Source organism: Rhizobium gallicum bv. gallicum R602sp (assembly GCF_000816845.1).
Classification (GTDB): Bacteria; Pseudomonadota; Alphaproteobacteria; order Rhizobiales; family Rhizobiaceae; genus Rhizobium; species Rhizobium gallicum.
Window position 1 is genome coordinate 696,413 of the sequence record NZ_CP006877.1, and the last position, 23,861, is coordinate 720,273.

Annotated in this window: 29 protein-coding genes; 23 read left to right on the forward strand and 6 right to left on the reverse strand. The window is 59.7% G+C overall.

Annotated elements, in window-relative coordinates; all coding sequences use genetic code 11:
- Positions 1-47: 47 nt before the first annotated feature.
- The 12 genes from RGR602_RS03425 (at position 48) to visR (ending at position 10,638) form a co-directional block, all read left to right on the forward strand.
- Positions 48-344: an STAS domain-containing protein gene (locus RGR602_RS03425; RefSeq protein ID WP_039843947.1), complete on the forward strand. Its 297-nt coding sequence runs from the start codon at positions 48-50 to the stop codon at positions 342-344.
- Positions 341-706: a chemotaxis response regulator CheY1 gene (gene cheY1 / locus RGR602_RS03430; RefSeq protein ID WP_003570362.1), complete on the forward strand. Its 366-nt coding sequence runs from the start codon at positions 341-343 to the stop codon at positions 704-706. Before RGR602_RS03425 ends, cheY1 begins: the two co-directional genes overlap by 4 nt.
- Before the next feature lie 17 nt (positions 707-723).
- Positions 724-3,003 (forward strand): chemotaxis protein CheA, encoded by a 2,280-nt coding sequence (locus RGR602_RS03435; protein WP_039843948.1) that lies wholly within the window; start codon positions 724-726, stop codon positions 3,001-3,003.
- 4 nt (positions 3,004-3,007) lie between these two features.
- Positions 3,008-3,475 (forward strand): chemotaxis protein CheW, encoded by a 468-nt coding sequence (locus tag RGR602_RS03440; RefSeq protein ID WP_039843949.1) that lies wholly within the window; start codon positions 3,008-3,010, stop codon positions 3,473-3,475.
- Positions 3,472-4,383: a protein-glutamate O-methyltransferase CheR gene (cheR, locus tag RGR602_RS03445; RefSeq protein WP_039843950.1), complete on the forward strand. Its 912-nt coding sequence runs from the start codon at positions 3,472-3,474 to the stop codon at positions 4,381-4,383. Before RGR602_RS03440 ends, cheR begins: the two co-directional genes overlap by 4 nt.
- Positions 4,380-5,423, forward strand: a complete 1,044-nt coding sequence (gene cheB, locus RGR602_RS03450) for a protein-glutamate O-methylesterase CheB (RefSeq protein ID WP_039843951.1) — start codon at positions 4,380-4,382, stop codon at positions 5,421-5,423. Before cheR ends, cheB begins: the two co-directional genes overlap by 4 nt.
- Positions 5,423-5,812: a response regulator gene (locus tag RGR602_RS03455; protein WP_022718672.1), complete on the forward strand. Its 390-nt coding sequence runs from the start codon at positions 5,423-5,425 to the stop codon at positions 5,810-5,812. Before cheB ends, RGR602_RS03455 begins: the two co-directional genes overlap by 1 nt.
- Positions 5,809-6,363, forward strand: a complete 555-nt coding sequence (cheD, locus tag RGR602_RS03460; protein ID WP_039843952.1) for a chemoreceptor glutamine deamidase CheD — start codon at positions 5,809-5,811, stop codon at positions 6,361-6,363. The genes RGR602_RS03455 and cheD overlap by 4 nt, the downstream gene beginning before the upstream one ends.
- A 16-nt stretch (positions 6,364-6,379) precedes the next feature.
- Positions 6,380-6,769: a chemotaxis protein CheT gene (cheT, locus tag RGR602_RS03465; RefSeq protein ID WP_039843953.1), complete on the forward strand. Its 390-nt coding sequence runs from the start codon at positions 6,380-6,382 to the stop codon at positions 6,767-6,769.
- Between the two features lie 109 nt (positions 6,770-6,878).
- Positions 6,879-8,570, forward strand: a complete 1,692-nt coding sequence (gene fliF, locus RGR602_RS03470) for a flagellar basal-body MS-ring/collar protein FliF (protein ID WP_039843954.1) — start codon at positions 6,879-6,881, stop codon at positions 8,568-8,570.
- A gap of 568 nt (positions 8,571-9,138) precedes the next feature.
- A complete protein-coding gene (visN, locus tag RGR602_RS03475; protein ID WP_039843955.1) occupies positions 9,139-9,879 on the forward strand; it encodes a transcriptional regulator VisN in 741 nt (246 codons plus the stop codon).
- A 9-nt stretch (positions 9,880-9,888) separates the two neighbouring features.
- Positions 9,889-10,638 carry a transcriptional regulator VisR gene (gene visR, locus RGR602_RS03480; protein ID WP_039843956.1) on the forward strand — a complete coding sequence of 250 codons (750 nt, stop codon included), beginning with the start codon at positions 9,889-9,891 and terminating at the stop codon, positions 10,636-10,638.
- A gap of 56 nt (positions 10,639-10,694) precedes the next feature.
- Here the strand turns inward: visR and RGR602_RS03485 are convergent, their stop codons facing one another.
- From RGR602_RS03485 to motA, 6 genes are all read right to left on the reverse strand, one after another.
- A complete protein-coding gene (locus RGR602_RS03485) occupies positions 10,695-11,135 on the reverse strand; it encodes a hypothetical protein (RefSeq protein ID WP_039843957.1) in 441 nt (146 codons plus the stop codon).
- A 5-nt stretch (positions 11,136-11,140) separates the two neighbouring features.
- Positions 11,141-12,220, reverse strand: a complete 1,080-nt coding sequence (gene flhB, locus RGR602_RS03490; RefSeq protein ID WP_039843958.1) for a flagellar biosynthesis protein FlhB — start codon at positions 12,218-12,220, stop codon at positions 11,141-11,143.
- Between the two features lie 129 nt (positions 12,221-12,349).
- Positions 12,350-13,390 carry a flagellar motor switch protein FliG gene (gene fliG, locus RGR602_RS03495; RefSeq protein ID WP_039843959.1) on the reverse strand — a complete coding sequence of 347 codons (1,041 nt, stop codon included), beginning with the start codon at positions 13,388-13,390 and terminating at the stop codon, positions 12,350-12,352.
- 28 nt (positions 13,391-13,418) lie between these two features.
- Positions 13,419-14,006 (reverse strand): flagellar motor switch protein FliN, encoded by a 588-nt coding sequence (gene fliN / locus RGR602_RS03500; RefSeq protein WP_039843960.1) that lies wholly within the window; start codon positions 14,004-14,006, stop codon positions 13,419-13,421.
- Between the two features lie 64 nt (positions 14,007-14,070).
- The gene (locus RGR602_RS03505; protein WP_039843961.1) at positions 14,071-15,012 is read right to left on the reverse strand and encodes a FliM/FliN family flagellar motor switch protein; all 942 of its coding nucleotides are present in this window, start codon (positions 15,010-15,012) and stop codon (positions 14,071-14,073) included.
- A 6-nt stretch (positions 15,013-15,018) separates the two neighbouring features.
- Positions 15,019-15,891, reverse strand: coding sequence for a flagellar motor stator protein MotA (gene motA / locus RGR602_RS03510; RefSeq protein ID WP_022718683.1), 873 nt, complete (start codon positions 15,889-15,891; stop codon positions 15,019-15,021).
- Positions 15,892-16,139: 248 nt separating this feature from the next.
- Between motA and flgF the strand changes: the two genes are divergently transcribed.
- From flgF to flgH, 11 genes are all read left to right on the forward strand, one after another.
- Positions 16,140-16,874: a flagellar basal-body rod protein FlgF gene (gene flgF / locus RGR602_RS03515; RefSeq protein WP_039843962.1), complete on the forward strand. Its 735-nt coding sequence runs from the start codon at positions 16,140-16,142 to the stop codon at positions 16,872-16,874.
- 16 nt (positions 16,875-16,890) lie between these two features.
- Positions 16,891-18,297: a flagellar protein export ATPase FliI gene (gene fliI / locus RGR602_RS03520; RefSeq protein ID WP_039843963.1), complete on the forward strand. Its 1,407-nt coding sequence runs from the start codon at positions 16,891-16,893 to the stop codon at positions 18,295-18,297.
- A 2-nt stretch (positions 18,298-18,299) separates the two neighbouring features.
- On the forward strand, positions 18,300-18,857 hold the full coding sequence (locus tag RGR602_RS03525) for a hypothetical protein (protein WP_039843964.1): 558 nt from the start codon (positions 18,300-18,302) through the stop codon (positions 18,855-18,857).
- A 160-nt stretch (positions 18,858-19,017) separates the two neighbouring features.
- Entirely contained in the window at positions 19,018-19,410 is a 393-nt protein-coding gene (gene flgB / locus RGR602_RS03530) for a flagellar basal body rod protein FlgB (protein ID WP_039843965.1), read from the forward strand.
- A gap of 4 nt (positions 19,411-19,414) precedes the next feature.
- Positions 19,415-19,831: a flagellar basal body rod protein FlgC gene (flgC, locus tag RGR602_RS03535; RefSeq protein WP_039843966.1), complete on the forward strand. Its 417-nt coding sequence runs from the start codon at positions 19,415-19,417 to the stop codon at positions 19,829-19,831.
- The gene (locus RGR602_RS03540; protein WP_039843967.1) at positions 19,831-20,160 is read left to right on the forward strand and encodes a flagellar hook-basal body complex protein FliE; all 330 of its coding nucleotides are present in this window, start codon (positions 19,831-19,833) and stop codon (positions 20,158-20,160) included. The genes flgC and RGR602_RS03540 overlap by 1 nt, the downstream gene beginning before the upstream one ends.
- A 20-nt stretch (positions 20,161-20,180) precedes the next feature.
- Positions 20,181-20,969, forward strand: coding sequence for a flagellar basal-body rod protein FlgG (flgG, locus tag RGR602_RS03545; RefSeq protein ID WP_022718690.1), 789 nt, complete (start codon positions 20,181-20,183; stop codon positions 20,967-20,969).
- A gap of 17 nt (positions 20,970-20,986) precedes the next feature.
- A complete protein-coding gene (flgA, locus tag RGR602_RS03550) occupies positions 20,987-21,469 on the forward strand; it encodes a flagellar basal body P-ring formation chaperone FlgA (RefSeq protein WP_039843968.1) in 483 nt (160 codons plus the stop codon).
- Positions 21,466-22,587, forward strand: coding sequence for a flagellar basal body P-ring protein FlgI (locus RGR602_RS03555; protein WP_039843969.1), 1,122 nt, complete (start codon positions 21,466-21,468; stop codon positions 22,585-22,587). Before flgA ends, RGR602_RS03555 begins: the two co-directional genes overlap by 4 nt.
- Positions 22,584-23,126, forward strand: coding sequence for a MotE family protein (locus tag RGR602_RS03560; protein ID WP_039843970.1), 543 nt, complete (start codon positions 22,584-22,586; stop codon positions 23,124-23,126). The genes RGR602_RS03555 and RGR602_RS03560 overlap by 4 nt, the downstream gene beginning before the upstream one ends.
- Complete coding sequence (gene flgH, locus RGR602_RS03565; protein WP_022718694.1) at positions 23,123-23,839, forward strand: flagellar basal body L-ring protein FlgH; 717 nt, start codon at positions 23,123-23,125, stop codon at positions 23,837-23,839. The genes RGR602_RS03560 and flgH overlap by 4 nt, the downstream gene beginning before the upstream one ends.
- Positions 23,840-23,861: the final 22 nt, after the last annotated feature.

The following is a 23,861-nucleotide window of genomic DNA, read 5'->3' on the forward strand; positions in this document are numbered from 1 at the left end:
CGCGCCTTATTTTTTCGGGCACGAGACAAGGGGACAAGGAAAAGCTGATGGCAGCAAAGAAGAGTGGGAAGACGCTGAATTTGGCAGCGGTGCTTGACCTCAACGAGGCTTCGGCCTTGCGCGACAAGCTTATCTCAGTGCGTGGCAGCGATCTTTCGATCGATGCGTCCGCCGTTGAGCGTCTCGGTGGCCTGTGCGCTCAGGTCCTGATGGCTGGCGCGAAGACCTGGAGCGAGGACAAGCATTCGTTCACCTTCACGAAAGTGTCCGATGCATTTCACAAAACCATGCAGCTGGTTGGCGTCGACATCGACCACCTGCTTGCCAAGGAGATCCGGCAATGAAGAAAAAAGTGCTTACCGTGGATGATTCACGGACCATCCGAAACATGCTTCTCGTGACGCTCAACAATGCGGGCTTCGAGACGATCCAGGCCGAAGACGGGGTTGAAGGCCTTGAAGTCCTGGAAGAATCCAACCCGGACGTCATCGTGACCGATATCAACATGCCGCGCCTCGACGGTTTCGGCTTCATCGAAGGTGTTCGCCGCAACGAGAAGTATCGGGCGATTCCGATCCTGGTGCTGACGACCGAAAGCGACGCTGAAAAGAAGAACCGCGCCCGCCAGGCCGGCGCCACCGGCTGGATCGTCAAGCCGTTCGACCCTGCCAAGCTGATCGATGCCATTGAGCGCGTAACCGCTTAAACCCAGGATTCTCTCCTATGGATATGAACGAAATCAAAGAGATCTTTTTCCAGGAATGCGAGGAACAGCTCGCCGAACTGGAATCCGGTCTCATGAAAATGAATGATGGCGATCGCGATCCGGAAACCGTCAACGCGGTGTTCCGTGCCGTCCATTCGATCAAGGGCGGTGCCGGCGCCTTCGGTCTGGACGATCTCGTCGCCTTCGCCCATGTGTTCGAGACCACACTTGATTGCGTTCGTTCCAACAGGCTTGAGCCGACACAGGATGTCCTGAAGGTCATGCTGAAATCGGCCGACGTGCTTGCGGACCTCACCAATGCCGCCCGCGACGGCGGCAGCGTCGACGAGAGCCGCAGCCGCGGTCTGGTGAAGGAACTGGAAGCGTTGGCGAATGGAGAGCTGCCGTCACCTTCCACGGCCGCTGAAGCACCGACACCGAAACCTGTGGCAAAGGCGGCGCTTGCGCCTACCCCAGTGGCGGAGGCCACTAAGGCGGCCGATGACAGCGGTTTCCAGCCGATACCCTTCTCCTTCGACGATTTCGGCGAGGAAGAGGCCGGCTCAGGCCTTCCGGTCTATGAAATCACCTTCAAGCCGCGCTCCGACCTCTATTCGAAGGGCAACGACGCCACGCTGCTGCTACGCGACCTCTCCCGCCTCGGCGAGATGAGTAGCTACTGCAACATCGAAGATCTGCCGGGCCTCGACGATCTCGATGCCGAAGCCGCCTATTTCAGCTGGAATATAACGCTGAAGACGGACAAGGGTGAGGATGCCATCCACGCCGTGTTCGAATTCGCCGAATGGGATTGCGACCTGGCCGTCAAGGCGGTCGAAGCCGCAACGTCTATATCGTCCAACGACGAACTGCCGATGATCCCCGTTCCCTTCGACCTTTCGATCCTGGATGAGGGTGCCGTCGAGGCACCGGCGGAGCCGAAGTCGGATGCTGCAGCTGCCGTGGCCGCCGCCGAGGCGGCCTCAAACGTCACCCAGATGGCGGCCGCCGCGGCTCGCGTCGAGAAGAAGGAATCGGCCGCTTCGGCTGCCGCAAGTGCTGCCGCCGCTGCCCAGAACAATGCCGCGGCCGGTCAGACGATCCGTGTCGATCTCGATCGCGTCGACCGCCTGATCAACCTCGTCGGCGAGCTGGTCATCAACCAGGCGATGCTCTCCCAGAGCGTCATCGAGAACGACACGACCGGCACGTCGTCCATCAACATGGGTCTCGAAGAGCTGCAACAGCTCACCCGCGAGATCCAGGACTCGGTCATGGCGATCCGCGCGCAGCCGGTTAAGCCGGTCTTCCAGCGCATGTCGCGCATCGTTCGCGAAATCGCAGACATGACGGGCAAGACCATCCGCCTGATCACCGAAGGTGAAAACACCGAAGTCGACAAGACGGTCATCGACAAGCTGGCCGAACCACTGACGCACATGATCCGCAATGCGGTCGACCACGGCATCGAAACGCCGGAGAAGCGTGCAGCAGCCGGCAAGAACACCGAAGGCACTGTTCGTCTGACGGCAAAGCACCGTTCCGGCCGCATCCTGATCGAGCTCGCCGACGACGGCGCCGGCATCAATCGCGAGAAGGTTCGCCAAAAGGCAATCGACAACGATCTGATCCCCGCCGACGCTAACCTTTCGGACGAGGAAATCGACAACCTGATCTTCCTGCCGGGCTTCTCGACGGCCGACAAGATCTCCGACATTTCGGGTCGCGGCGTCGGTATGGACGTCGTCAAACGCTCGATCCAGGCCCTTGGCGGCCGCATCAACATCACCTCGCGTCCGGGCCATGGCTCCGTCTTCACGATGAGCCTGCCGCTGACCCTCGCCGTCCTCGACGGCATGGTGGTCACGGTCGCAGGCCAGACGCTTGTGGTACCGCTGACCGCTATTGTCGAAACACTGCAGCCGGAAGCTGCCGCGATCCATTCATTCGGTGCGAACCACCGTTTGATCTCGATCCGCAACAGCTTCTGCCCCCTGGTCGATGTCGGCCGCATCCTGAACTTCCGCGCAACGCAAGCAAACCCGGTCGAAGGCGTCGCACTGCTGGTGGAATCCGAAGGCGGCGGTCAGCGCGCGCTCATGGTCGATGCGATCCAGGGCCAGCGTCAGGTGGTCATCAAGAGCCTCGAGGCGAACTATACGCATGTGCCGGGCATTGCTGCGGCAACGATCCTCGGCGACGGACGCGTGGCGCTCATCCTCGATGTCGATGCCGTCGTCGGCGCTTCGCGCGGCCAGGCACTGAAACCTGAAATGTCGTTGGCAGCAGCTGGATAGCGTCATGTCGTATACCGTGAAAAATCTGAGCCAGGGGGATCGCGAGCTCATCGCGTTCCGCATCGGCGACCAGGAATTTTGCGTAAACATCATGTCGGTTCGCGAAATCCGCGGCTGGACGCCGGCAACGGCCATGCCGCATTCGCCGGCTCACATGAAGGGCGTTATCAACCTGCGCGGCGCGATACTGCCGATCATCGATCTTTCGGCGCGGCTCGGCATGAAACCCGCCGAGCCGTCGGTACGCCACGTCATCATTGTCGCGCAGGTCCGGCGCAAGGTCGTCGGCCTGCTCGTCGACGCGGTCTCGGACATCCTCACCGTGACCGACGACAATATTCAACCGACGCCGGAAGTCTCTTCCGACATAGAGCGCCAGTTTGCCCGGGGCATTCTTGCGATCGAAAAGCGGATGATCTGCCTGGTCGAATTGGAAGCCCTGTTCCCCGATACCGAAAGCGAAGCTGCATGAATGCGTTGAGTGCAAGAGATCTCAGGCAGGGGAACCCGGACGAGGTCCTGGCGAGCGGCGAATATCCGCTGACGCGCCGTGACCTCATGGAAATCGCCGCGATGATCTACTCGGATGCAGGGATTTTCCTGAACGAGACCAAGGCTTCGCTGGTCTATTCACGTCTTTCCAAGCATATCCGCAATCTCGGCCTGTCAGGTTTCCGCGAATACTGCTCGCTGGTTTCTTCGCCTGCGGGCGCCGCGCCGCGCCGCGAAATGCTTTCGCACCTGACCACCAACTTCACGCGATTCTTCCGCGAGAACCATCACTTCGAGCACCTGCGCGACCACGTGTTGCCGGAGCTTCTCAGTCGTGCCAAGACGGGCGGGCGTGTCCGTATCTGGTCGGCTGCATCGTCCGATGGGCAGGAGCCTTATTCGATTGCGCTGACCGTGCTTTCGATGATGTCCAACATCGCCGACTACGATTTCAAGATCCTTGCGACCGATATCGACCCAAAGATACTTAATCTCGCTCGCGCCGGATGCTACGACGACACGGCTCTCGAAACCGTATCGCCGGCCATGCGCAAGCAGTGGTTCACGGAAGTCAACGTGGATGGGCGCCGCAAATTCCAGGTCGATGACCGTGTCAAGCGCCTGATCACATACAACGAGCTGAACCTGATGGCGCAGTGGCCCTTCAAGGGCAAGTTCGACGTCATCTTCTGCCGAAACGTCGTGATCTATTTCGACGAACCGACGCAAATGAAGATCTGGTCGCGCTTTGCCGAACTGCTGCCGGAAGGCGGACATCTTTACATCGGCCACTCCGAGCGCGTTTCCGGCGAAGCAAAGCATGTCTTCGACAATATCGGCGTTACCACCTATCGCCACACCACAAAAGGATTGGGGAGAAAGGGATGAGCGCACCGGCAAGAGTTCTCGTCGTTGACGACTCCCCGACGATGCGCGGGCTGATCAGCGCCGTCTTGAGTTCCGATCCGGACGTCAACGTCATCGGCCAGGCGGGCGATGCGCTGGAAGCGCGCGAGGCGATCAAAAAGCTCAATCCCGATGTCGTCACGCTCGACATCGAGATGCCGAACATGAACGGCCTGGAATTTCTCGAGAAGATCATGAGGCTTCGCCCCATGCCGGTCATCATGGTCTCCACCATGACGCACCGCGGCGCGGAGGCGACGCTCGCCGCGCTCGAGATCGGAGCTTTCGATTGCGTCGGAAAGCCTGCCCCCGGCGAGCCGCGTCCCTTCGGCGATCTGGCCGAGAAGGTCAAGGCCGCCGCGCGCACGCAGCGCCAGTTCGTGCAGCCGCCGGCAGTTCCGGTTCCGCCGGTATCGGTCGCCGATTTCCGCGTCGGACGCAAGATCGTCGCGATCGGTTCGTCGACCGGCGGCGTCGAAGCGCTGATCGCGGTGCTGCAGAAGTTTCCGGCGAACTGCCCGCCGACGGTCATCACCCAGCATATGCCGCCGACCTTCACGAAAAGCTTTGCCGACCGCCTCAATCGCCTCTGTGCTCCGGTCGTTGAAGAAGCAAGGGATGGCGCGCGTTTAGAAATTGGTAAGATTTATCTGGCACCAGGCGGGGAACGTCATTTGCAGGTCGCGAATGCGTCCGCACCCAGTTGCCGTCTCGTCGAGCGCGATCCGGTAAACGGCCATCGCCCCTCGGTCGACGTTCTCTTCGATTCCGTTGCCGAACTTGCCGGACGCAATGCGGTCGGCGTGATCCTGACAGGCATGGGCCGCGATGGCGCGGCTGGCCTCTTGAAGATGCGCCATGCCGGCGCGCGCACTCTCGGACAGAACGAAAAGACCTGCGTGGTCTATGGAATGCCGCGAGTGGCTCATGAACTCGGTGCCGTTGAGCAGCAGCTGCCACTGAATGCCATCGGAGAAGAAATACTGAAAATGACAGCCGCCCGAAAGGAAGGGACAGAATAATGTCGATTGCGGAGAAAATCAAAGTTCTGATCGTCGACGATCAGGTCACGAGCCGGTTGTTGCTCAGCGATGCGCTGACCCAGCTCGGCTTCAAGCAGATCACGGCTGCCGGCGACGGCGAGCAGGGCATGAAGATCATGGCCCAACAGCCGCATCATCTGGTGATCTCGGACTTCAACATGCCGAAGATGGATGGTCTCGGTCTGCTGCAGGCCGTACGCACCAATCCGGCAACCAAGAAGGCTGCCTTCATCATCCTGACTGCACAGGGCGATCGTGCTCTCGTGCAGAAGGCCGCCCAGCTCGGCGCCAACAACGTGCTTGCCAAGCCCTTCACCATCGAAAAGATGAAGGCGGCGATCGAAGCCGTGTTTGGAGCGCTGAAATGAATGTCGAGGCAGCAGCCCGCCGCGTTCATATCATTCAGGGCGAATGGAAGGTCCTGAATGATCCGACCGCGGTTTTGACGACCATCCTTGGTTCGTGTGTGGCTGCCTGTCTGCGCGATCCCGTGGCCGGTGTCGGCGGTATGAACCACTTTCTGCTCCCAGGCACGGGTAACACGCCGATGAATGGCGGGGACGCGACGCGCTATGGCGTTCACCTGATGGAATTGCTGATCAACGGCCTTCTGAAGCAGGGCGCGCGCCGCGACCGCCTGGAAGCCAAGATTTTCGGCGGGGCGAAGACGATCTCGACTTTCTCCAATGTCGGCGAACAGAACGCCGCCTTCGCCATGCAGTTCCTGAGGGATGAAGGCATCCCGGTCGTCAGCTCCAGTACCGGCGGCGAACACGGCCGCAAGCTGGAATACTGGCCGGTTTCGGGGCGCGCGCGCCAGTACCCGCTCACCGGCGCTGAAACGCAGAAGACGGTGGCTCTCGAACAGCGCCCTGTCGCACCCCACAAACCGGTCGAAACAAGTATCGAATTTTTCTGATGACAAGGATCTTTCTATGACTTTCAGTGGAACGATAGAGCTTCCTTCGCCGGTCGAAGCGCTTCCGGACATCCTTATGCGTATCGTTTCCGAACTGCATGATGTCGCCTATCTCATCGAACGCATCGAGCCGCAGCTTCTTGAAATCGGCGGGGCCGATGTCCTGCACTCGCCCGATAGCATGAAGATCATGCAAGGCATCGATCTTGCCGTTCAGAAAACCCGCGGTCTCGCTGAATTCATTGACACGATCACCGGCGAGATCCCGCAGAGCTGGGCTGTTGACGTTGCGACCGCGCTCAGCCTGGTCAAACTTGCCGAAATGCAAAAAGCGCTCGGCGGTGCCACGCGCCACGGCCATTCCCAGCCGCTCAGCAAGGCGGCGGGCGACTTCGATTTCTTCTGATTTGAAAGCTCCCGGCCTGCCCTGACGAAACGCTCGCACAAGTTTCGCCGTCTATCAACAAATGAGGCAATAAGCCTGTTTTGTCTTTGACGGATCGTGCGAGAACAGAATGAATCTGTTAAATCAATTAGTTCAGCTCATTAAGAACTTAGGTTCGCTGGGGCGAACACGCTTGTTGGCGCTCGCTGGCGTTGGCGTTTTTTCAATTGCAATTATCTTGGCTGCTGCCCTTATCGTCAACAAGCCGGCGCAGGAAACGCTCTATGTCGGCCTTGACACCCCTGACCTCAACCAGATCAGCATGGCTCTTGCGGAAGCCAATATCGGCTTCCAGGTCGGTTCCGACGGCTCCAGTATCACTGTGCCTGCCGGCATGACGGGCAAGGCCCGCCTGCTGCTTGCCGAGCGGGGCCTACCGAACAGCGCCAATGCGGGCTATGAACTCTTCGACAATGTCGGCTCACTTGGCCTCACCTCCTTCATGCAGGAAGTCACACGCGTGCGTGCGCTCGAAGGCGAAATAGGCCGCACCATCCAGTCCATTTCAGGCATCACCGCTGCGCGCGTCCATATCGTTATGCCGGAAGTCGGAAACTTCCGTAAGGCGGAGCAGAAGCCGACAGCCTCCGTCATGATCCGGGCGAGCGCTGCGGCAGGCCGCAGTGCCGCCACCTCGATTCGCCACCTCGTCGCCTCGGCCGTGCCGGGGCTTGATGTCGATGACGTGACGATTCTTGATTCCGCCGGCCAGCTGCTCGCATCTGGCGACGAGGCAAGCAACAGCTCGCTGAACCGCTCTTTGAACATCGTCCAGAACGTCCAGCAGGAAGTCGAATCGAATATCGACAAGGCGCTGGCTCCGTTCCTCGGCATGGATAACTTCCGCTCCAGCGTGACCGCCGATCTCAACACGGATGCGCAGGAGATCCAAGAAACCGTCTACGATCCGGAATCAAAGGTGGAGCGCTCCGTGCGCACGACCAAGGAAGCCTCGCAGTCGCAGCAAAAGCAGTCCGATAACGCAACGACCGTCGAGCAGAACGTTCCGCAGGCCGCCCCCGAGCAAGGTGGCAGCAATAGTCCGGAATCGCAGGACAAGTCGGACAAGAAGGAAGAGCAGACAAACTACGAGATCAACAGCAAGACGACGGCCACGACTCGCAACAGCTACGAGATCGAGAAGCTCTCGATCGCCGTTGTCGTCAACAAGGGCCGTATCGCCCAGATGGTCGGCGAACCTGCGGATCAGGCGAAGATCGATGCTTATCTCGCCGAGATGCAGAAGATCGTCTCGTCGGCAGCCGGTATCAGTGCTGGTCGCGGCGACGTCGTCACGGTGACGGCAATGGACTTCCTCGAGAACCAGCTTCTCGAAGATGCCGCCGGCGGCGTCCGCGTCCTCGATATGCTGAGCCGCAACCTGGCGGGCATCATCAACTCGCTGGCCTTCCTCGGCGTCGCCTTCGTGGTGGTCTGGATGGGCGTGCGACCCCTGGTGCGCAGCATCAGCGGCGGCGGTGCGGGGGTCATCGGCGACACGTCTTCAGAAAGCGTTGGCTTGGAGCTTCCTGATTTCGCACCGGCCGGTGGAGCGGCTGCCGGCGGCGCGCTCATGGAGGGCTTCGGTTCGGACTTCGGCTTCGACAGCACGGAGGATCTGCTGAGCCTGGGCGACGACGACGGAAACTTCAACCGCCGCGTCAAGGAAGGCCCGGAGCGGAAGCTCGCGCGAATGGTCGAGATCAACGAGGAACGCGCTGCGAAAATCCTCAGGAAATGGGCGGTCGACAACGCCGCCTAAACGAAGGCCGGGAGACCGGCCTTTTTTAATGTGCACCCGCCCGCTCTCCAGATCACGGATTTGTTATCGAAGCTGCCGTGCGGGACATATTTTACACAAGATTGAAAAGGGCACTCGATTATTCCAGATCGAGGCGAGAGCGGAAGTCTCTCTTTGCACAAATAAAAAGAAATCGCTTGGTAGGAAGACAAAAATTTTTTCTGTAAATACATATTCATATGTCACGCGCCGCAGCGGCAGTTTTTCTCGATACTCGAGTTAATGTTAGCAATGTTTAAAGTATATATGAATTGTGGCGCAGATTTACTTATATGTTGACTCGCCCAAAAGGAGTGGCGTGTTGCGATATAGAGAGAATCACCATAGATTCCAGATACCTAATCAAGCGATGTCTGGGCGCGAATCACGCGCACGGAAAGCGGCAAGAGTAAATCCCAAGAACTCGGATATGGTAGTTTCTATCGTCTGACTTACCCTTGGGTGATTCGTTAGTCATTGCCGCAGGCCGCGTCGGCCCTGCGCAGACAATGCCTTGCAGGAACGGGCACTCAGCCGCGGGACGTTGCCTATGGATATGCACATACTGCTTAAGGGCGAAAATCAGGCCGCGAATTTCGTTGGTCTCCAGGCCGTCAATCTTTGCTCTCGCGAGGAGCTCATCGGGCAGCTCAGCGAAATTGCCGACAGTGGGAGGTTGCAGGTCGCGCTTCGCACCCTGACGGACTACGTTGGAGCGTCGCATTACCTGCTGGCGCGATCCGACCTCATCCAGGAGGCCGGCCTCGATTTCATCGTGTCCTCGGACTGGCCGTTCGATCTCGTGAAGGACCTGGCGACGTCACTGACAAGCAGCTATGCACGCACGACCGAGCTGGAAAAGTGCATGCAGCTCTTCCAGCCAAATTTTGCTCTTCTGCCCGACAATGCCGACGTGCCGGATGGCGCCAGCCGCCAGTATTGTTTCTTGACGTTAAATGTCGGCCGTTCGCGGCTGTCGCTGATGTTCCTCTTCGATGACGGCTTCATCCTATCACCGGAGCGGCTGCGGGACGTGGGGCTCCTTGCAAGTTATCTCGCAAGTTCGCTCCGGTGCGGGGCCGCCCGGGCGGAGCGCGATTTTGAGCTGACGGAGCGGGAGCTCGAATGTCTCTTCTGGATCGCCGAGGGCAAAACCAGCGATGAGATCGCGATGATCCTCGGCATCTCCCGCAATACGATCAACAACTACATTACGAGCGTCATGCGAAAGACGGCGACCAAAACTCGCTCCGAGGCCATAGCGTTTGCGGTGAGAAATAATCTCGTCTAAGGGGAATTTATGGGGCATTCGTCAAGCAGGGCGATGGGTAGTACGGAACACATACGCAGCGTGCGCTTCAACAGGATAAGCAGCCGCTCCGACCTTTTCCCGCGGCTGGTCGCGATGCAGAAGCTGGCGGATGCCCAGAATTTTGCGGTCTACCGGATGAGCGGCTCAGGTCTGCCGGCGAAGCAGCGTCTGGTCTGCGAACTGGAAAACTGGGGACCTTCGGCAGCGGCGGCCTCAAGCAAGGCCCTTGTGGACGCTTATGGCGATGCGCTGCTGGACCATATCGAGAAATCACTTTTGCCTCTGTCTTGGGCCGGCGGCCATGATCGCGCCGCGCCCGGTTCGGCCGATTTCGCGCCGTTCATGGCGCGGCTGAAGGACGGCATTCTACCATTTTCAGGCCTCGCTTTTCCGGTGCGGCTCGGTGCTGCAGGAAATGGCTTCGTCGTCTTCACCGGCGATTATCTTGATCCCGCCGGTGACATGATCGTAGAGCTTCATGGCCGTGGCTGCCAAATCATGATGGATCTGCTCTCGCTGGACGAACGCCGCGCGGCGGCGTCAGAAGCGCTGAGCGAGCGCGAGATCGCTTGCCTGCAGCTTGCCGGCGACGGACGCATCAGCGAAGAGATAGCTGACAAGCTCGGGCTCTCGGTCCATACGGTGAATGCTTACCTCGGCTCGGCGACGATCAAGCTGGATTCGGTCAATCGCATCCAGGCAATCGCCAAGGCGATTCGCCTCGGCTACATCAGCTGACAGGCCCGGCGCGGCGGACCGGCCGGGCTCTTTTATGCCTGTGTTGGAAATCTCTATTAGCCGGCTAGCGTCTGCAGCGGCCGGGTATTGTACCGGCTTTCGCGCAGGCTGCGTTCGAAGAAGGCCGTGTTCACGTCCGGATCGGCGGACGGTTCATGAAAGGCGATGTGATTGATCTCGATGCCGGCATGCTCCTCCGCCAGGGTCAGCTGCGCATAGACCGTCACGCCGTGCGGCTTGATCTCGAGATCTAGGACGACCTCCGGCTTGCCACCCCATTCCAGCGTGTAATTGCCTCCAAGGCCGAAATTGACCGTACCGGGATGAAAGAAGAGCTCCGCAGCCGAGGCCACCAGATCGGCGATGCTGCCGTAATACTCGAAGCGCAGCAGCGAAATCAGATCCGAAGCGTCGAGAAGCCGAAGCTCGGTCGCAACCGGGCTGATGGCTTCGGCAAGAATTCTTTCACGCTGAGAAGAGTAGGGGCATTTCTTCATTCGGCTTATCTTACCCGTTTGTTCCTGGCGTCGGCGGCATAAACCCGGTGAATGAGCTCTGCCACTGCCTTGTAGAATACTGACGGGATGACACTATCGATCGAGACTTGCGCAAACATGGAGCGTGCAAGGGGCGGATCTTCGAAAACCGGAATTCCGTTCTTTTCGGCTATCTCTCTGATTTTCAACGCGATGAGGTCCTGACCCTTGGCGAGTACCACTGGCGCATCGTTTTCTTCGCGCACGTAGCGCAGGGCCACGGCATAGTGTGTCGGGTTGGCGATGACGAGCGTGGCGCGTTCGACATTGGCAATCATGCGGCGGCGGGCACGGTCGCGCATCAGCGAGCGCTGGCGGCCCTTCACGAAGGGATCGCCCTGGGCCTGCTTGTTTTCTTCCTTCACCTCATGCCGCGTCATCTTGAGTTCGGTGAACCAGTGATGCCGCGACCAGAAGAAATCAGCGATCGCAACGACGGCTGTCGCGAAAAGCACGACCAGCACGATCTTGCGCATGATCGTCATCGTCCGCTCGAAGAAGGTTTGCGGGTCGGAGAACATCGCATCGATCGCGTTGAAATATTCGCTCTTCAGCACGAAGAACATGATCACGCCGACGATCAGGATCTTAAACAGCGATTTGCCGAATTCGATCAGGCCGGGCAGGCTGAATATGCGCGCAAAGCCCTTGGCCGGCGAAAGGCGCGACAGCTGCGGACGGATGCGTTCGAGAACCGGAGTGGGCAAATTCTGGCTTATGGATGCTACGACGCCGAAGATCATGAACAGCAGCATGGCCGGCGTGAGAAGCACGGCGCTCACCCAGCCGAGATGAACGAAGAGTGACATTGCGTCCGGCCCGGTCTCGATCTTCCACTGGTCCGGCTGCTCGAAGATGTCGCGAAGTGATTCGCTGACGCGGCTGATGCCGTCGGGCAGATAGAAGGTCAGATAGATGAAGGTCGCAAGAACGGTGGCAAAGATGGGCACTTCGCGTGAGAAGGGCGTATTGCCTTTCTCGGCCGCATCGGCCTGCTTTTTCGCTGTCGGGGCTTCTGTTTTGCTGTCCTTGTCTTCATCAGCCAAGTTCGCGGCCCTCCATCAATGGAAAGGGCCGCGGCAAGGCGCGGCCCGTTCCGAAAAGCGTAGTCTCGTGGTGCATCGCGATCAACGCCGTGCGCGGCCTCTCGTCGGGTTGTCAACAGAAGCAGAAGCTTAGGCGGCCGCCGGTGCTTCGCCCTCTGTCTCCTTGAGCTGGATCTGGCCGGAATTTGCCAGACGAATCGCTTCCTGGGCGACAGCACGCCGCGCAATGGCGATCTCGCGCGGATTGATGCCGACAGTGCCGCTCTGCAGGTCCGATTCGATCATTCGTCGCTGGCGCGGACTGATCGAGGAGAGAACGGCTTCGCGGATTTCGGCCGACGCGCCACGCAAAGCCATGGTAAGAATGTCGGCGGAGATATCGTTGAGCAGCATGACACGGCTGCGCTGCGGCATGAAGAGAATGTCGTCGAAGAGGAAGATCTTCGGGCGAACCTTGTTGACGGATTCGCGGCTGATCGACTCCAGCGAGGTGAGCAAGGTATCGACCTGCGGCTTGTCCATCTCGTTCATCAGTTCGGCAACTTTGTTCGAACCGATCGAATTCTTCTCGGCCTCGACCTCGGCCAGCAGCGTCATCACCTGCTTTTCGATAATTTGCGCGACCTTGGGGCTGACGGATTTCAGGTTCACGGTACGGTTCATGATGTCCGCGCGGCGGCTGTCGGGAAGCTGCATCAGCACCTTGGCGCCGAAGGAAGACGGCATCATCGAAAGGATATAGGCGACGGTCTGCGGATGTTCGCGCAGCAAGAATTTGCCGATGAAGGCCGGATCGCCCTCGCCGAGACGGTCCCAGATTGAGGTTTCGTATGCCTGGAACGCGGTGCGGCGGCCGAGAAGGCTGTCCACCTCGTCCGGTGTCAGGCCCTCCTCGAGAATGCTCTCGATGGCCTTAGCATTGTCCATAAGGCCGGCGCCTTCGGTGAAGAGATCTTCGAATTCGGCTACCAGGCCAAGAAGTTCATCCGGCGGAATGGCCCGCAGAGCCTGTGCGGAGGAAATAATCGTCTGCAACTCGGCCTGGGTGAAATACTTCAATAGCCGGCCTGCGACTCCCTTCCCCATAGCGAGGAGTACAGCCGCTGCCTTTTCAGCCTGGGTCAACGGTTTCCCGGCAAGTGCGCCGCCGAAATCGTCAAAGTCCATCATGGTCTAACCTCTCCGCCCCTAACCGGGGTCAGGCTTTTCTTGTGCTCAAAACTTCTATCAGTTTAACCCCGAAGCGGGTGTCGTCATTCTCCAGGACGGTGATTTCGCCGCGTGCGATCTTGCGGCCGTTCACCATGATTTCAACCGGCTCGCCGATCTTCTTGTCGAGGGCGATGGTCGCGCCTTCGTTGAGATTCATCAGGCCGGAAACCTGCATGCGGCTGCTGCCGAGCATGATCTGGACGTCGATCGGAATGTCCATGATCAGTTCGAAGTTTGAAGACAGCGCGCTGCCGAGCGGTGCCGGTTCGGCGCTCGCCGCGGACAAAGCCGTATCACCGAAATCCGAAGTGCCGCCAAAGTCGCCGCCACCGAAATCGCTGCTGTCGAACGATGTCTCGGCTGCGCCATCGCTGCCGAAATCGCCGAAGGCCGACAAATCGGTGCCGGTTCCGGCGCCGAATGCATCGGCTTCTTCGCCCAACTCCGCAAGCCCGCCGTCCGAATCCTGCTTCAGAACCCCGCGGAGATCATCGATCGCCTGGTCGAGGTCAGCTTCGTTGCCCGCAAGCTCCAGTGACAGATCGTCGTTCTGTTGTGTTTTCTTCGTAGCCATGAAATCACTATTCCAGTTGAAACTTGCCTCAAACTGCCGTCGCAGCCGAGGGGAGGGGAACCGATTAATTCATTAAATGACGGATGAGCTCGTCGTCGGAGCTGATCGTATCTTTGACCCGGACAGTATAATTTTCGCCGGAACGCCCGAATTCGCACACATACAATTCCTTGCTGTTCGCACTGACCTCGACACGGACGTCGCCAGTGTCGCGGAACGGAATGACATCGCCCGGCGCGAGCTTGGAGATGGTGCGCAGCGTCAGATCCTGAAGGCGGATTTTCGCGTCGAGCGTCACATGCGAACGGTGGACCTGTTCGGTGAGCTGTTCGGTCCATTGTGTGGACTTGGTGGACTGGTTCGTTGCCTTCGGTGCGGAAATCTGCGTCTTGAGCAGCGGCGCCTGGGGAACGATCACCGAGAACGCGGACGTGATACCCGAAAGCGTGATTGACATGTTGATGGCCGAGGCGAATTCGTCCGGCATATCGCTGGACGGATGGGGGCGGAATTCGTGCGGATGCGGCGGCGCGAGGTTCGGTTCGAAACCGCCCGGTGCATTGACGGCGGAACGGAAAACATCGGCGATCTTCTCGAAAACCATGACCGCAAGTTCAAGCTCGATGACCGAAAGCGACCGATCGGCCGGCTGCTCGATCGTATCGGACGCAGCCCCAAGCAGGTTTTCCATCAGTGTGATGACGAAGCTGTTGCCGCAGGCAAAGGTGATGTTCTGCGACCAGTTGCGCAATGTCGCCTCGACGAGGGTCACGTTGGCGTCGAGGTCGGCAATCAGATCGTTCTTGTGGCCGGAACTGCAGCCGAGATAGGCGACGGCGATGTCCAGCCCGGTTTCGCTCTTAAAGATATCCGGCAGGAATTCGCCATAGACCTCCGACAATGAAGTGCAGAGCTTTTCTATGGTCGCCCGGTCGCCGAGGCGTCCCGTCAGCTTCGCAAGAAGGACCGGATCCATTGCCGGCCTTTGAGGGGAAAGGTTGCTCATGGTCGTTTAGGCCGCCTTGTTCTCGCCACCCGGGTTCATCATTTCCTGTTCGACCGCGTCGATTGATGGACGCTCGTAAGCAGAAATCGTCTTGCGGCCGTATTCGAGAGCCACCTGCGGTACGGAGCCGTTCATATAGGCAAGCAAGGTCTGCTTCACGATGACGTAGAGGCGATGCTGCTTCGTGCGCACCACCTTGATCTGGGAGACGAGCGGCGAGCAGAGGCAATAAGATAGCAAAATGCCGAGGAAGGTGCCGACGAGCGCCGAACCGATCAGGTGGCCGAGGACTTCCGGCGAATCGTTGATGTGCGCCATGGCCTTGATGACGCCGAGAACGGCGGCAACGATACCGATCGCGGGGAAAGCGTCGCCCATGATTTGGATGGCGTGATAGGGCTTCATCTTGTCGTGCAGGATCGTATTGATCTCTTCGTCCATCAGAGCCTCGATCTCATGCGAGCGGGCATTGCCGATAATGATCAAGCGGACGTAGTCGCAAATGAATGCCGTCAATTCCTTGTTCTTCAGGATCGTCGGAGCTGACAGGAAGATCGAGGATTCGGCCGGATTGTCGATATGAGCCTCGATCTCGTTGCGTGATTTCGTGCGCAGGTCGCGCATCAGCGAATAGAGGACCCCTAGCGTATCGAGGTAATTCCGTTCCTTGGGCACCGTATGCTTGAAGGCTTCACCGAGTGCCTTTCCGGAATCCTTCACCACCTTCATCGGGTTAGCCATGATGAAGCTGCCCAGGCCGGCGCCGCCGATGATGACGAGCTCGAAAGGCTGCCAGAGTGCGCCAACATGGCCACCCATCGCCATGAAGCTGCCAACGATGCAGCCGCAGGTAATCACAAATCCGATAATGATATTCATCGTCAGTCCAAACCTGAACGTTGTTTTCAACCTCAGGGATAGGGTTGCAGGCTTGCGTGAGGCTGATGGTTGGCGCTTTGAGCCCGCATTCTGCATGCCAGCTTCGCACAAGGATTTGCCGTCAGGTTCAATCCGACGAATGGACCGATTCGTCCGTTTCTGAGATGCCGCCTCAGCGAAAACCGTGGTCGAACAAGCGACAGGAACCCGGTCTTCGTTCCGTTCATCGCCAATGCCAGGAGCCTATCATGCAATCCGGTCTTTATGTTTCCTTGTCATCCCAGATGGCGCTCGAAAAGCGCCTGACGACAATCGCGGACAATATGGCGAACGTGAACACGACCGGATTTCGCGGGACGGAGGTGAAGTTCAATCAATTACTGAGCGACTCCGACAACAAGCTGAACGCAAAGGTTGCCTTCGTCTCGCAGGGCAATGACTATCTATCCGGCGACAGCGGCGAGCTGCAGCACACCGGCAACATGCTGGACTTTGCGATCAAGGGCGACGCCTGGTTCGCACTGGATACGCCGGCGGGTCAGGTTCTGACCAAGGACGGCCGGTTTACCATGAAGGACACGGGCGAGCTTGTGTCGATCCGCGGATACCCGGTTCTCGACGCGGGCGGCGCGCCGATTCAGCTGAACACGGCCGGCGGTGAGCCGAAGGTCGGCAATGACGGCATGATCTACCAGGGCGGCCGGCAGGTTGGCTCGCTCGGTCTCTTCGAAGCCGATATCAGCAAGGGTTACCTCCGCTATGAGAACAGCGGCGTCATGACCACGGAGACGCCGCGGGCCGTGACCGACCGGTTCAATATCGGCATCGAGCAAGGCTATCTCGAAAACTCCAACGTCAACGCGATGCACGAAATCACCCAGCTGATCGAAGTCAACCGCGCCTTCGAGAGCATCGCCTCGCTGACGGCCGACAGCGAAAGCTCCTTCAACGAGGCCATCAAGACGCTGGGTGGCAGCCGTTGAGCGACAGGTTTGACGGATGACCAACATGCCGCTGACTGAAGACGCGCTTTCGCCGAAGCTGGATCATCTGGCCGGCCTCGTCAGCCGCTATACCAAGCCGGAACATGCGGTAGCGCATGGCGGCCATGTCCAGACGATCGCCGCCGGCCACTATACGGTAAGCGGTCTTTCCCGCCACGTCCGTCTCGGTGAATTTGTCGCCCACAAGTCGGCGACCGGCATCCATCTCGGCGAGGTCGTTCGCGTCGAGCCGGAACTGGCTTATGTCTGCCCGATCGAACCGGGTGAGCCGATCGGCATTCATGACACGGTCATCCGCAAGGGAGCGTTTCGAATATCGCCGGCCGAAAGCTGGTGCGGCCGGACGATCAATTCGCTTTGCGAACCGATCGATGGCCTTGGCCCGATCGTTGAGGGCCTCGGTCGCCGCTCGATTTCCAATGCCGCGCCGCCTTCGATGACCCGCAAGCGTGTCGACAAGGGTTTCCGGACGGGTGTCCGCGCCATCGATATCTTTTCGCCGCTATGCCACGGCCAGCGCCTCGGCATCTTCGCAGGCTCCGGCGTCGGTAAATCGACGCTGCTCTCGATGCTCGCCAAGGCCGATGCCTTTGACAGGGTGGTGATTGCGCTCGTCGGCGAACGCGGCCGCGAAGTGCGCGAGTTCATCGAGGATACGCTCGGCGAGAACATGAAGAAATCGATCGCCGTTGTCGCGACCAGCGACGAGAGCCCGATGCTGCGCAAGATGGCGCCGTTGACGGCGGTGACGATCGCCGAACATTTCCGCGATCAGGGCGACAACGTTCTGCTGATTGTCGACAGCGTCACGCGTTTTGCCCATGCAATCCGTGAAGTGGCGACGGCATCCGGCGAGCCGCCGATCGCCCGCGGCTATCCCGCATCCGTTTTTACCGAGTTGCCGCGACTGCTCGAGCGTGCGGGCCCCGGGCCGGAAGGCACAGGAACAATCACCGCAATCATCTCGATCCTCGTCGATGGCGACAATCACAACGACCCGATCGCCGACTCCACACGCGGCATTCTCGACGGCCATATCGTCCTGCAGCGCAGCCTTGCAGAGGAGGGCCGCTATCCGCCGATCGACCCGCTGGCTTCCATTTCGCGCCTTGCCCGCAAGGCCTGGACGCCGGATCAGGAAAAGCTGGTCTCGCGTCTCAAGGCGCTGATCCATCGCTTCGAGGAAACGCGCGACCTGCGCCTGATTGGCGGCTACCGACCGGGGGCCGACCCCGATTTGGACATGGCGGTCAAGCAGGTACCAATTATTTACGATGTTTTGAAACAGTCGCCGGGAGACCGCGAGTCGGCCGATGCCTTTTCTGACCTGGCGGCAGCGCTCAAGACGGCTGCCGGGATTTCGAACCAGCCGTCGACGATCCCGACGAGACCCAGAGGCTAGCTTTGACCACCTTCGACGATGATGACGAGCGCATCGCTCCCTTGAAGCCACTGGAAAAGCGGCAGGCGCTGATGCTCGACCGTGTGCTGACGGTGACCGGGCTTGCGCTCGCGGGTGCGGCGGCGTTTTTCCCATGGTATGTCTTCTTCAACGAGGACAAGTTCAGCATCAGAGTCGAACAAGGTGACCGGAGCCGTGACCTGCCGGACTGGCCGGAACGCAACGTTTTCAGCGTCTCTCCGCTTGCGATGGTCAACAAGAACGAAATGGAGAAGAAGCCCGCCCTTCCCTTCGACCCGCTGACGACCGCGACGGTTTCGAATGTCGGCAGGGAGAGCAACAGGGGTATCATTCCCGACGACCAGCCGTTTCCAGCCGTTTCCGGTTTCAAGTTGCTGCATGTCGCCAACGGCCGCGCGCTGATCGAGGATTCCTCGGGCATGTATGTCGTGCGCGTCGGATCGATCCTCCCGGACGAAAGCCGTCTGGCCACGCTGGAAGAGCGCGACGGCAAATGGGTGATCGTCACGTCCAATGGTGAAGTGTACCAGAACAATTGATCGCGATTGCTGTGATCGGTGAAGGCTCCGCGCGTGCGACGGGGTCGCTTTCCTTTTGGCGCTTCCATAAAGATAGCTTCGGCGAGAAGCCGAAATTCCCCGTAAGTCTGACGCAAGATTGCCGCCCTAGGGTCCTCTCAGTAAAAAACGGAGAGTTCCCATGCAACCGATTCAACTTTTCGACTTGGCCTCTCGGCAGGCGGAATGGCTGACGATCCGTCAGGAGGTTGTGGCCGGCAATATCGCGAATGCAAACACGCCGAAATTTCGTGCCAAGGACGTGACGCCTTTCGAGGCCGTGCTCGACAAGGCCGATATCACCATGGCCCGCACCAATCCGGCGCATCTCAGCGGTAACGATTTCAGCACCAGCGGCGGCATCGACGTCAAGGAAGCTGCACTCGACCAGGAAATCGGCGTGCAGGAATCGGGCAATACCGTCGGCCTCGCGGAGGAACTGTCCAAGTCCGGCGAGATCAAGCGTCAGTACGAGTTGAACACCTCTTTGGTGGGCTCCTTCCATCGAATGATGTTGATGAGCGTAAGGAAGTAATCTCGTGGATCCCTTGTCAGCAGCACTGAAGATTGCAGGTTCCGGGCTCGAAGCGCAGTCGACGCGCTTACGCATCGTCTCGGAAAACATCGCAAACGCCCGTTCGACCGGCGATACGCCCGGCGCCGATCCCTATCGCCGCAAGACGATCACGTTTGGCGAGGAGGTCGACCGCGCCGGCGGTGTGACGACAGTGGGCGTCAAGAAGCTTGGCGTCGACGAATCCGATTTCACGACGGAATACGATCCGAGCAATCCGGGCGCCGATGAGCGCGGCGTCGTCAAGCTGCCGAACGTCAACATGCTGGTCGAAATGGCGGACATGCGCGAAGCCAACCGTTCCTATGACGCCAACCTGCAGACCATCAAGCAGACCCGCGACCTGATCTCCTCCACGATCGATCTCCTGAAGAGCCAATAATGATCAACACCATACAGAATGTTAGCTCTCTTTCCGTAACGCGCGGCCTTGGCAGCGTTGCGACCGAGAATTCCTCCACGGCCCCTTCTGCCGCCGAAAGCGCCAAGAACGACCAGAGCTTTGCGGCCGTTCTCGGAAACATGGCAACGCAGGCCGTAGATACCATGAAGGGCGCCGAAAGCATGTCCTTCGCCGGCATCAAGGGCACGGCGACGACCCGCGAAGTGGTCGATTCCATGCTGCAGGCCGAGCAGACCCTGCAAACCGCAATCGCAATCCGTGACAAGGTCGTATCGGCCTTTCTCGAAGTCACCAAGATGCAGATGTAACTGGATTTAAGGACGAACCGATGAGAGCGCTCGCCATTGCGGCTACCGGCATGGATGCCCAGCAGACTAACCTCGAAGTGATCGCGAACAACATCGCGAACATCAATACGACAGGCTTCAAGCGTGCACGCGCCGAGTTCACCGATCTTCTCTACCAGACCGAACGCGCCAAGGGCGTCGCAAACCGCGCCAATCAGGCGATCGTTCCGGAAGGCGCCAATATCGGCCTCGGCGTGCAGACTTCTGCGATCCGCAACCTGCACATTCAGGGCGAGCTCAGCCAGACCGGCAACGATCTCGACGTGGCGCTGATCGGCAAGGGTTTCTTCCAGATCGAGGCCCCGGACGGCACAACGCTCTACACACGCGCCGGCGCTTTTAACAAGAACGACCAGGGCCAGCTCGTCACCGTCGATGGTTATGAAGTCGTCCCGGGCATCACGATCCCGACCGGTTCGACGGAACTGACGATCAGCCGGTCCGGTGAAGTCACCGCAAAGCTCCCGGGCCAGACGGATCCGACGACGCTCGGCCAGCTGACGCTTGCAAGTTTCGTCAACGAAGCCGGCCTTCAGCCGCTTGGCGACAATCTTTTCCAGCAGACGCCGGCCTCCGGCGACCCGGTCGTAGGTACGCCGGATGAAGAGGGCTTTGCGTACATGAAGCAGGGCTACCTGGAATCTTCGAACGTCGATCCGGTGAAGGAAATCACCGAGCTGATATCGGCCCAGCGCGCCTATGAAATGAACTCCAAGGTCATCACCACGGCCGACGAAATGGCCTCCATCGTCAGCAAGAACCTGAAATAAAGAGGAAAGGGCCGAACATGATGTTTCGCCGGGCGAGAAATATCGTCGCTTTGACGGCATTAGCCTCGGTTGCGATCGCAGGCATCTTCATGCCCGGCGCTGCGAGCGCCGGCATGGGCTATGCGGTCGTGCCGACGGCCATTATCTATCCCGGAGAAACGATCAGCGGCGGCCAGCTTCAGGAGGTCGAAGTCACCAATCCGAATCTTGCAAGCGGCTATGCGAAATCCATCGACGAAGTTTCCGGCATGATCTCGAAGCGTACGCTGCTTCCGGGGCGGACGATCCCTGTTTCGGCGCTGCGCGAGCCTTACACCGTCACCCGCGGATCGCAGATTCGCCTTATCTTTCGTATCGGCGCGATGACGATCTCGGCGGCAGGCTCGCCGCTCGAGGACGGCTCTACCGGCCAGGTCGTTCGTGCCCGCAACATGGATTCAGGCGTCATCGTCAGCGGCACCGTGCTTGCCGACGGCACCATACACGTGGCGGCAAAATGAAGATTGTCTCTCGCATTTTTTTCGCACTCGCGGCTCTTTCCATGTGCATGGCGCATGTGACGCCGGCATTTGCGCTGACCTCGCGCATCAAGGACATCGCCTCGCTGCAGGCCGGGCGCGATAATCAGCTCATCGGCTACGGTCTTGTCGTCGGTCTTCAGGGCACGGGCGACGGTTTCCGCGCTTCACCGTTCACCGAACAGTCGATGCGCGCCATGCTGCAGAACCTCGGCATTTCGACGCAGGGCGGCGAATCGAATGCGAAGAATACGGCGGCTGTCATGGTCACGGCGAACCTTCCGCCTTTTGCAAGCCCCGGCAGCCGCATCGACGTCAGCGTCAGTTCGCTGGGCGACGCGACGTCGCTGCGTGGCGGCACGCTCGTCATGACGTCGCTGTCGGGCGCCGACGGTCAGATTTATGCCGTCGCGCAAGGCTCCGTCGTTGTCTCCGGCTTCCAAGCGCAAGGCCAGGCTGCAACGCTGACCGAGGGCGTCACGACGGCCGGCCGCGTTCCGGGCGGCGCAATTATCGAGCGCGAGCTTCCCTCGCACTTCAAGGATTCCGTCAATCTGGTGCTGCAGCTTCGCAATCCGGATTTCTCGACGGCCGTGCGCATTGCCGATGTGGTGAACGGCTATGCCGCTGCCCGCTTCGGCGGTCCGGTCGCGGAGGCGAGGGACGCGCAGGAAGTTGTCGTCCAGAAGCCGCGTGTGGCGGACCTGACGCGATTGATGGCCGATATCGAAAATCTCGTCGTCGAGACCGATACGCCGGCGAAGGTCGTGGTCAACGAGCGCACCGGCACGATCGTCATCGGGGCGGACGTTCGCGTCTCGCCGGTCGCCGTCAGCTACGGAACTCTGACCGTACAGGTTACCGAGCTGCCGCAGATTATCCAGCCCGAGCCCTTCTCGCGCGGCGTCACAGCCGTTCAGCCGCAGACCGATATCGCCGCGCAGCAAAACGGCGGACGTGTCGCGATCCTCGACGGTCCGGACCTCCGGACCCTGGTGGCAGGTCTCAACAACATCGGCGTCAAGCCGGATGGTATCATCGCAATCCTGCAGGGCATCAAGTCCGCGGGCGCCCTGCAGGCGGAGCTCGTACTGCAATGATCGGCTTGAAGTTCGACACCAGAATTTCCAAACTGCTACGGCAGCTCTCGTTACCGGCTGCCGTGGCCGTCCTTCTTTCCATCCCCGGCGCCTTCGCCCAGGAAGCCGCAAGACCTGCCGGCGACCTGAGCTCGGAAGAGGAAATCAAGCAGTTCTGCACCAACATTGCCGATCCGGCGCGCGACCAGCGCTATCTGCTGCAGAAGCAGGAACTGGAAAAGCTGCGCGCCGATATCGACGCCCGCATGGCGGAGATGGACAAGCGCAAGGCCGAGTATCAGGACTGGCTGAAGCGTCGCGACGACTTCCTTAAGCAGGCCCAGGCGGGCCTTACCGACATCTTCAAGAATATGAAGCCGGATGCTGCGGCGCTGCAGCTTCAGGAAGTCAAGATCGAGGTTGCGGCGGCGGTGATCATGCGGCTCGGCTCGCGTCAGTCGAGCCTGATCCTGAACGAGATGGACCCGCTGAAGGCGGCCGTCATCGCCAATATCATCGCAAGTGCGTCCGATCCCAATACGTCGAAGGATCCCTCATGAACAAGCGTTTCCCGGCTGTCATGGCCGCTGTTGCCCTACTAGCCGGCTGCCAGTCGCCGCAGGCTGTGAGGGAGATCGGCAGGGCGCCTGCCATGAGCCCGATCGGCAGTGGCCTTGCTTATGGCCAAACACCGCAGATGGCGCTTTATCCGAAGCAGCCGCGCCAGGTAGCGCAGGGTTATTCGCTGTGGAGCGATTCCCAGGCGGCCCTCTTCAAGGATGCGCGCGCACTCAACGTCGGCGACATTCTGACGGTCAATATCCAGATCAACGACAAGGCGACGTTCGACAACGAAACCAATCGCAGTCGCCAGAATTCGAGCGGGCTCAATTGGGATGTGCAGGCGAACATCTTCGGCTGGAACCCGACCTCCCAGACGGACATAACCTACGGTTCCGACACGAGCACTGACGGCAAGGGCAAGATCGAGCGTTCCGAAAAGCTGACGCTCCTCGTGGCGGCTGTCGTCACCGGTATCCTCGAAAACGGCAACCTCGTCATCAGTGGATCGCAGGAAGTCCGCGTAAACCAGGAAATCCGCATCCTCAATGTTGCCGGTATCGTGCGCCCGCAGGACGTCGATGCCGAAAACCAGATCTCCTACGAGAAGATCGCCGAAGCCCGCATCTCCTACGGCGGCCGCGGCCGCCTGATGGAAGTGCAGCAGCCGCCGCGCGGCCAGCAGGCCATCGATCTCTTTTCGCCGCTCTAAGGCCGGATGACCATGGCAGACG

Excerpts from the sequence above, each read along its gene's own strand:
- RGR602_RS03425 (WP_039843947.1), top strand. The coding sequence starts at position 48 with ATGGCAGCAAAGAAGAGTGGGAAGACGCTGAATTTGGCAGCGGTGCTT.
- cheY1 (WP_003570362.1), top strand. The coding sequence starts at position 341 with ATGAAGAAAAAAGTGCTTACCGTGGATGATTCACGGACCATCCGAAAC.
- RGR602_RS03435 (WP_039843948.1), top strand. The coding sequence starts at position 724 with ATGGATATGAACGAAATCAAAGAGATCTTTTTCCAGGAATGCGAGGAA.
- RGR602_RS03440 (WP_039843949.1), top strand. The coding sequence starts at position 3,008 with ATGTCGTATACCGTGAAAAATCTGAGCCAGGGGGATCGCGAGCTCATC.
- cheR (WP_039843950.1), top strand. The coding sequence starts at position 3,472 with ATGAATGCGTTGAGTGCAAGAGATCTCAGGCAGGGGAACCCGGACGAG.
- cheB (WP_039843951.1), top strand. The coding sequence starts at position 4,380 with ATGAGCGCACCGGCAAGAGTTCTCGTCGTTGACGACTCCCCGACGATG.
- RGR602_RS03455 (WP_022718672.1), top strand. The coding sequence starts at position 5,423 with ATGTCGATTGCGGAGAAAATCAAAGTTCTGATCGTCGACGATCAGGTC.
- cheD (WP_039843952.1), top strand. The coding sequence starts at position 5,809 with ATGAATGTCGAGGCAGCAGCCCGCCGCGTTCATATCATTCAGGGCGAA.
- cheT (WP_039843953.1), top strand. The coding sequence starts at position 6,380 with ATGACTTTCAGTGGAACGATAGAGCTTCCTTCGCCGGTCGAAGCGCTT.
- fliF (WP_039843954.1), top strand. The coding sequence starts at position 6,879 with ATGAATCTGTTAAATCAATTAGTTCAGCTCATTAAGAACTTAGGTTCG.
- visN (WP_039843955.1), top strand. The coding sequence starts at position 9,139 with ATGGATATGCACATACTGCTTAAGGGCGAAAATCAGGCCGCGAATTTC.
- visR (WP_039843956.1), top strand. The coding sequence starts at position 9,889 with ATGGGGCATTCGTCAAGCAGGGCGATGGGTAGTACGGAACACATACGC.
- RGR602_RS03485 (WP_039843957.1), bottom strand. The coding sequence starts at position 11,135 with ATGAAGAAATGCCCCTACTCTTCTCAGCGTGAAAGAATTCTTGCCGAA.
- fliG (WP_039843959.1), bottom strand. The coding sequence starts at position 13,390 with ATGATGGACTTTGACGATTTCGGCGGCGCACTTGCCGGGAAACCGTTG.
- fliN (WP_039843960.1), bottom strand. The coding sequence starts at position 14,006 with ATGGCTACGAAGAAAACACAACAGAACGACGATCTGTCACTGGAGCTT.
- RGR602_RS03505 (WP_039843961.1), bottom strand. The coding sequence starts at position 15,012 with ATGAGCAACCTTTCCCCTCAAAGGCCGGCAATGGATCCGGTCCTTCTT.
- motA (WP_022718683.1), bottom strand. The coding sequence starts at position 15,891 with ATGAATATCATTATCGGATTTGTGATTACCTGCGGCTGCATCGTTGGC.
- flgF (WP_039843962.1), top strand. The coding sequence starts at position 16,140 with ATGCAATCCGGTCTTTATGTTTCCTTGTCATCCCAGATGGCGCTCGAA.
- fliI (WP_039843963.1), top strand. The coding sequence starts at position 16,891 with ATGACCAACATGCCGCTGACTGAAGACGCGCTTTCGCCGAAGCTGGAT.
- flgB (WP_039843965.1), top strand. The coding sequence starts at position 19,018 with ATGCAACCGATTCAACTTTTCGACTTGGCCTCTCGGCAGGCGGAATGG.
- RGR602_RS03540 (WP_039843967.1), top strand. The coding sequence starts at position 19,831 with ATGATCAACACCATACAGAATGTTAGCTCTCTTTCCGTAACGCGCGGC.
- flgG (WP_022718690.1), top strand. The coding sequence starts at position 20,181 with ATGAGAGCGCTCGCCATTGCGGCTACCGGCATGGATGCCCAGCAGACT.
- flgA (WP_039843968.1), top strand. The coding sequence starts at position 20,987 with ATGATGTTTCGCCGGGCGAGAAATATCGTCGCTTTGACGGCATTAGCC.
- RGR602_RS03555 (WP_039843969.1), top strand. The coding sequence starts at position 21,466 with ATGAAGATTGTCTCTCGCATTTTTTTCGCACTCGCGGCTCTTTCCATG.
- RGR602_RS03560 (WP_039843970.1), top strand. The coding sequence starts at position 22,584 with ATGATCGGCTTGAAGTTCGACACCAGAATTTCCAAACTGCTACGGCAG.
- flgH (WP_022718694.1), top strand. The coding sequence starts at position 23,123 with ATGAACAAGCGTTTCCCGGCTGTCATGGCCGCTGTTGCCCTACTAGCC.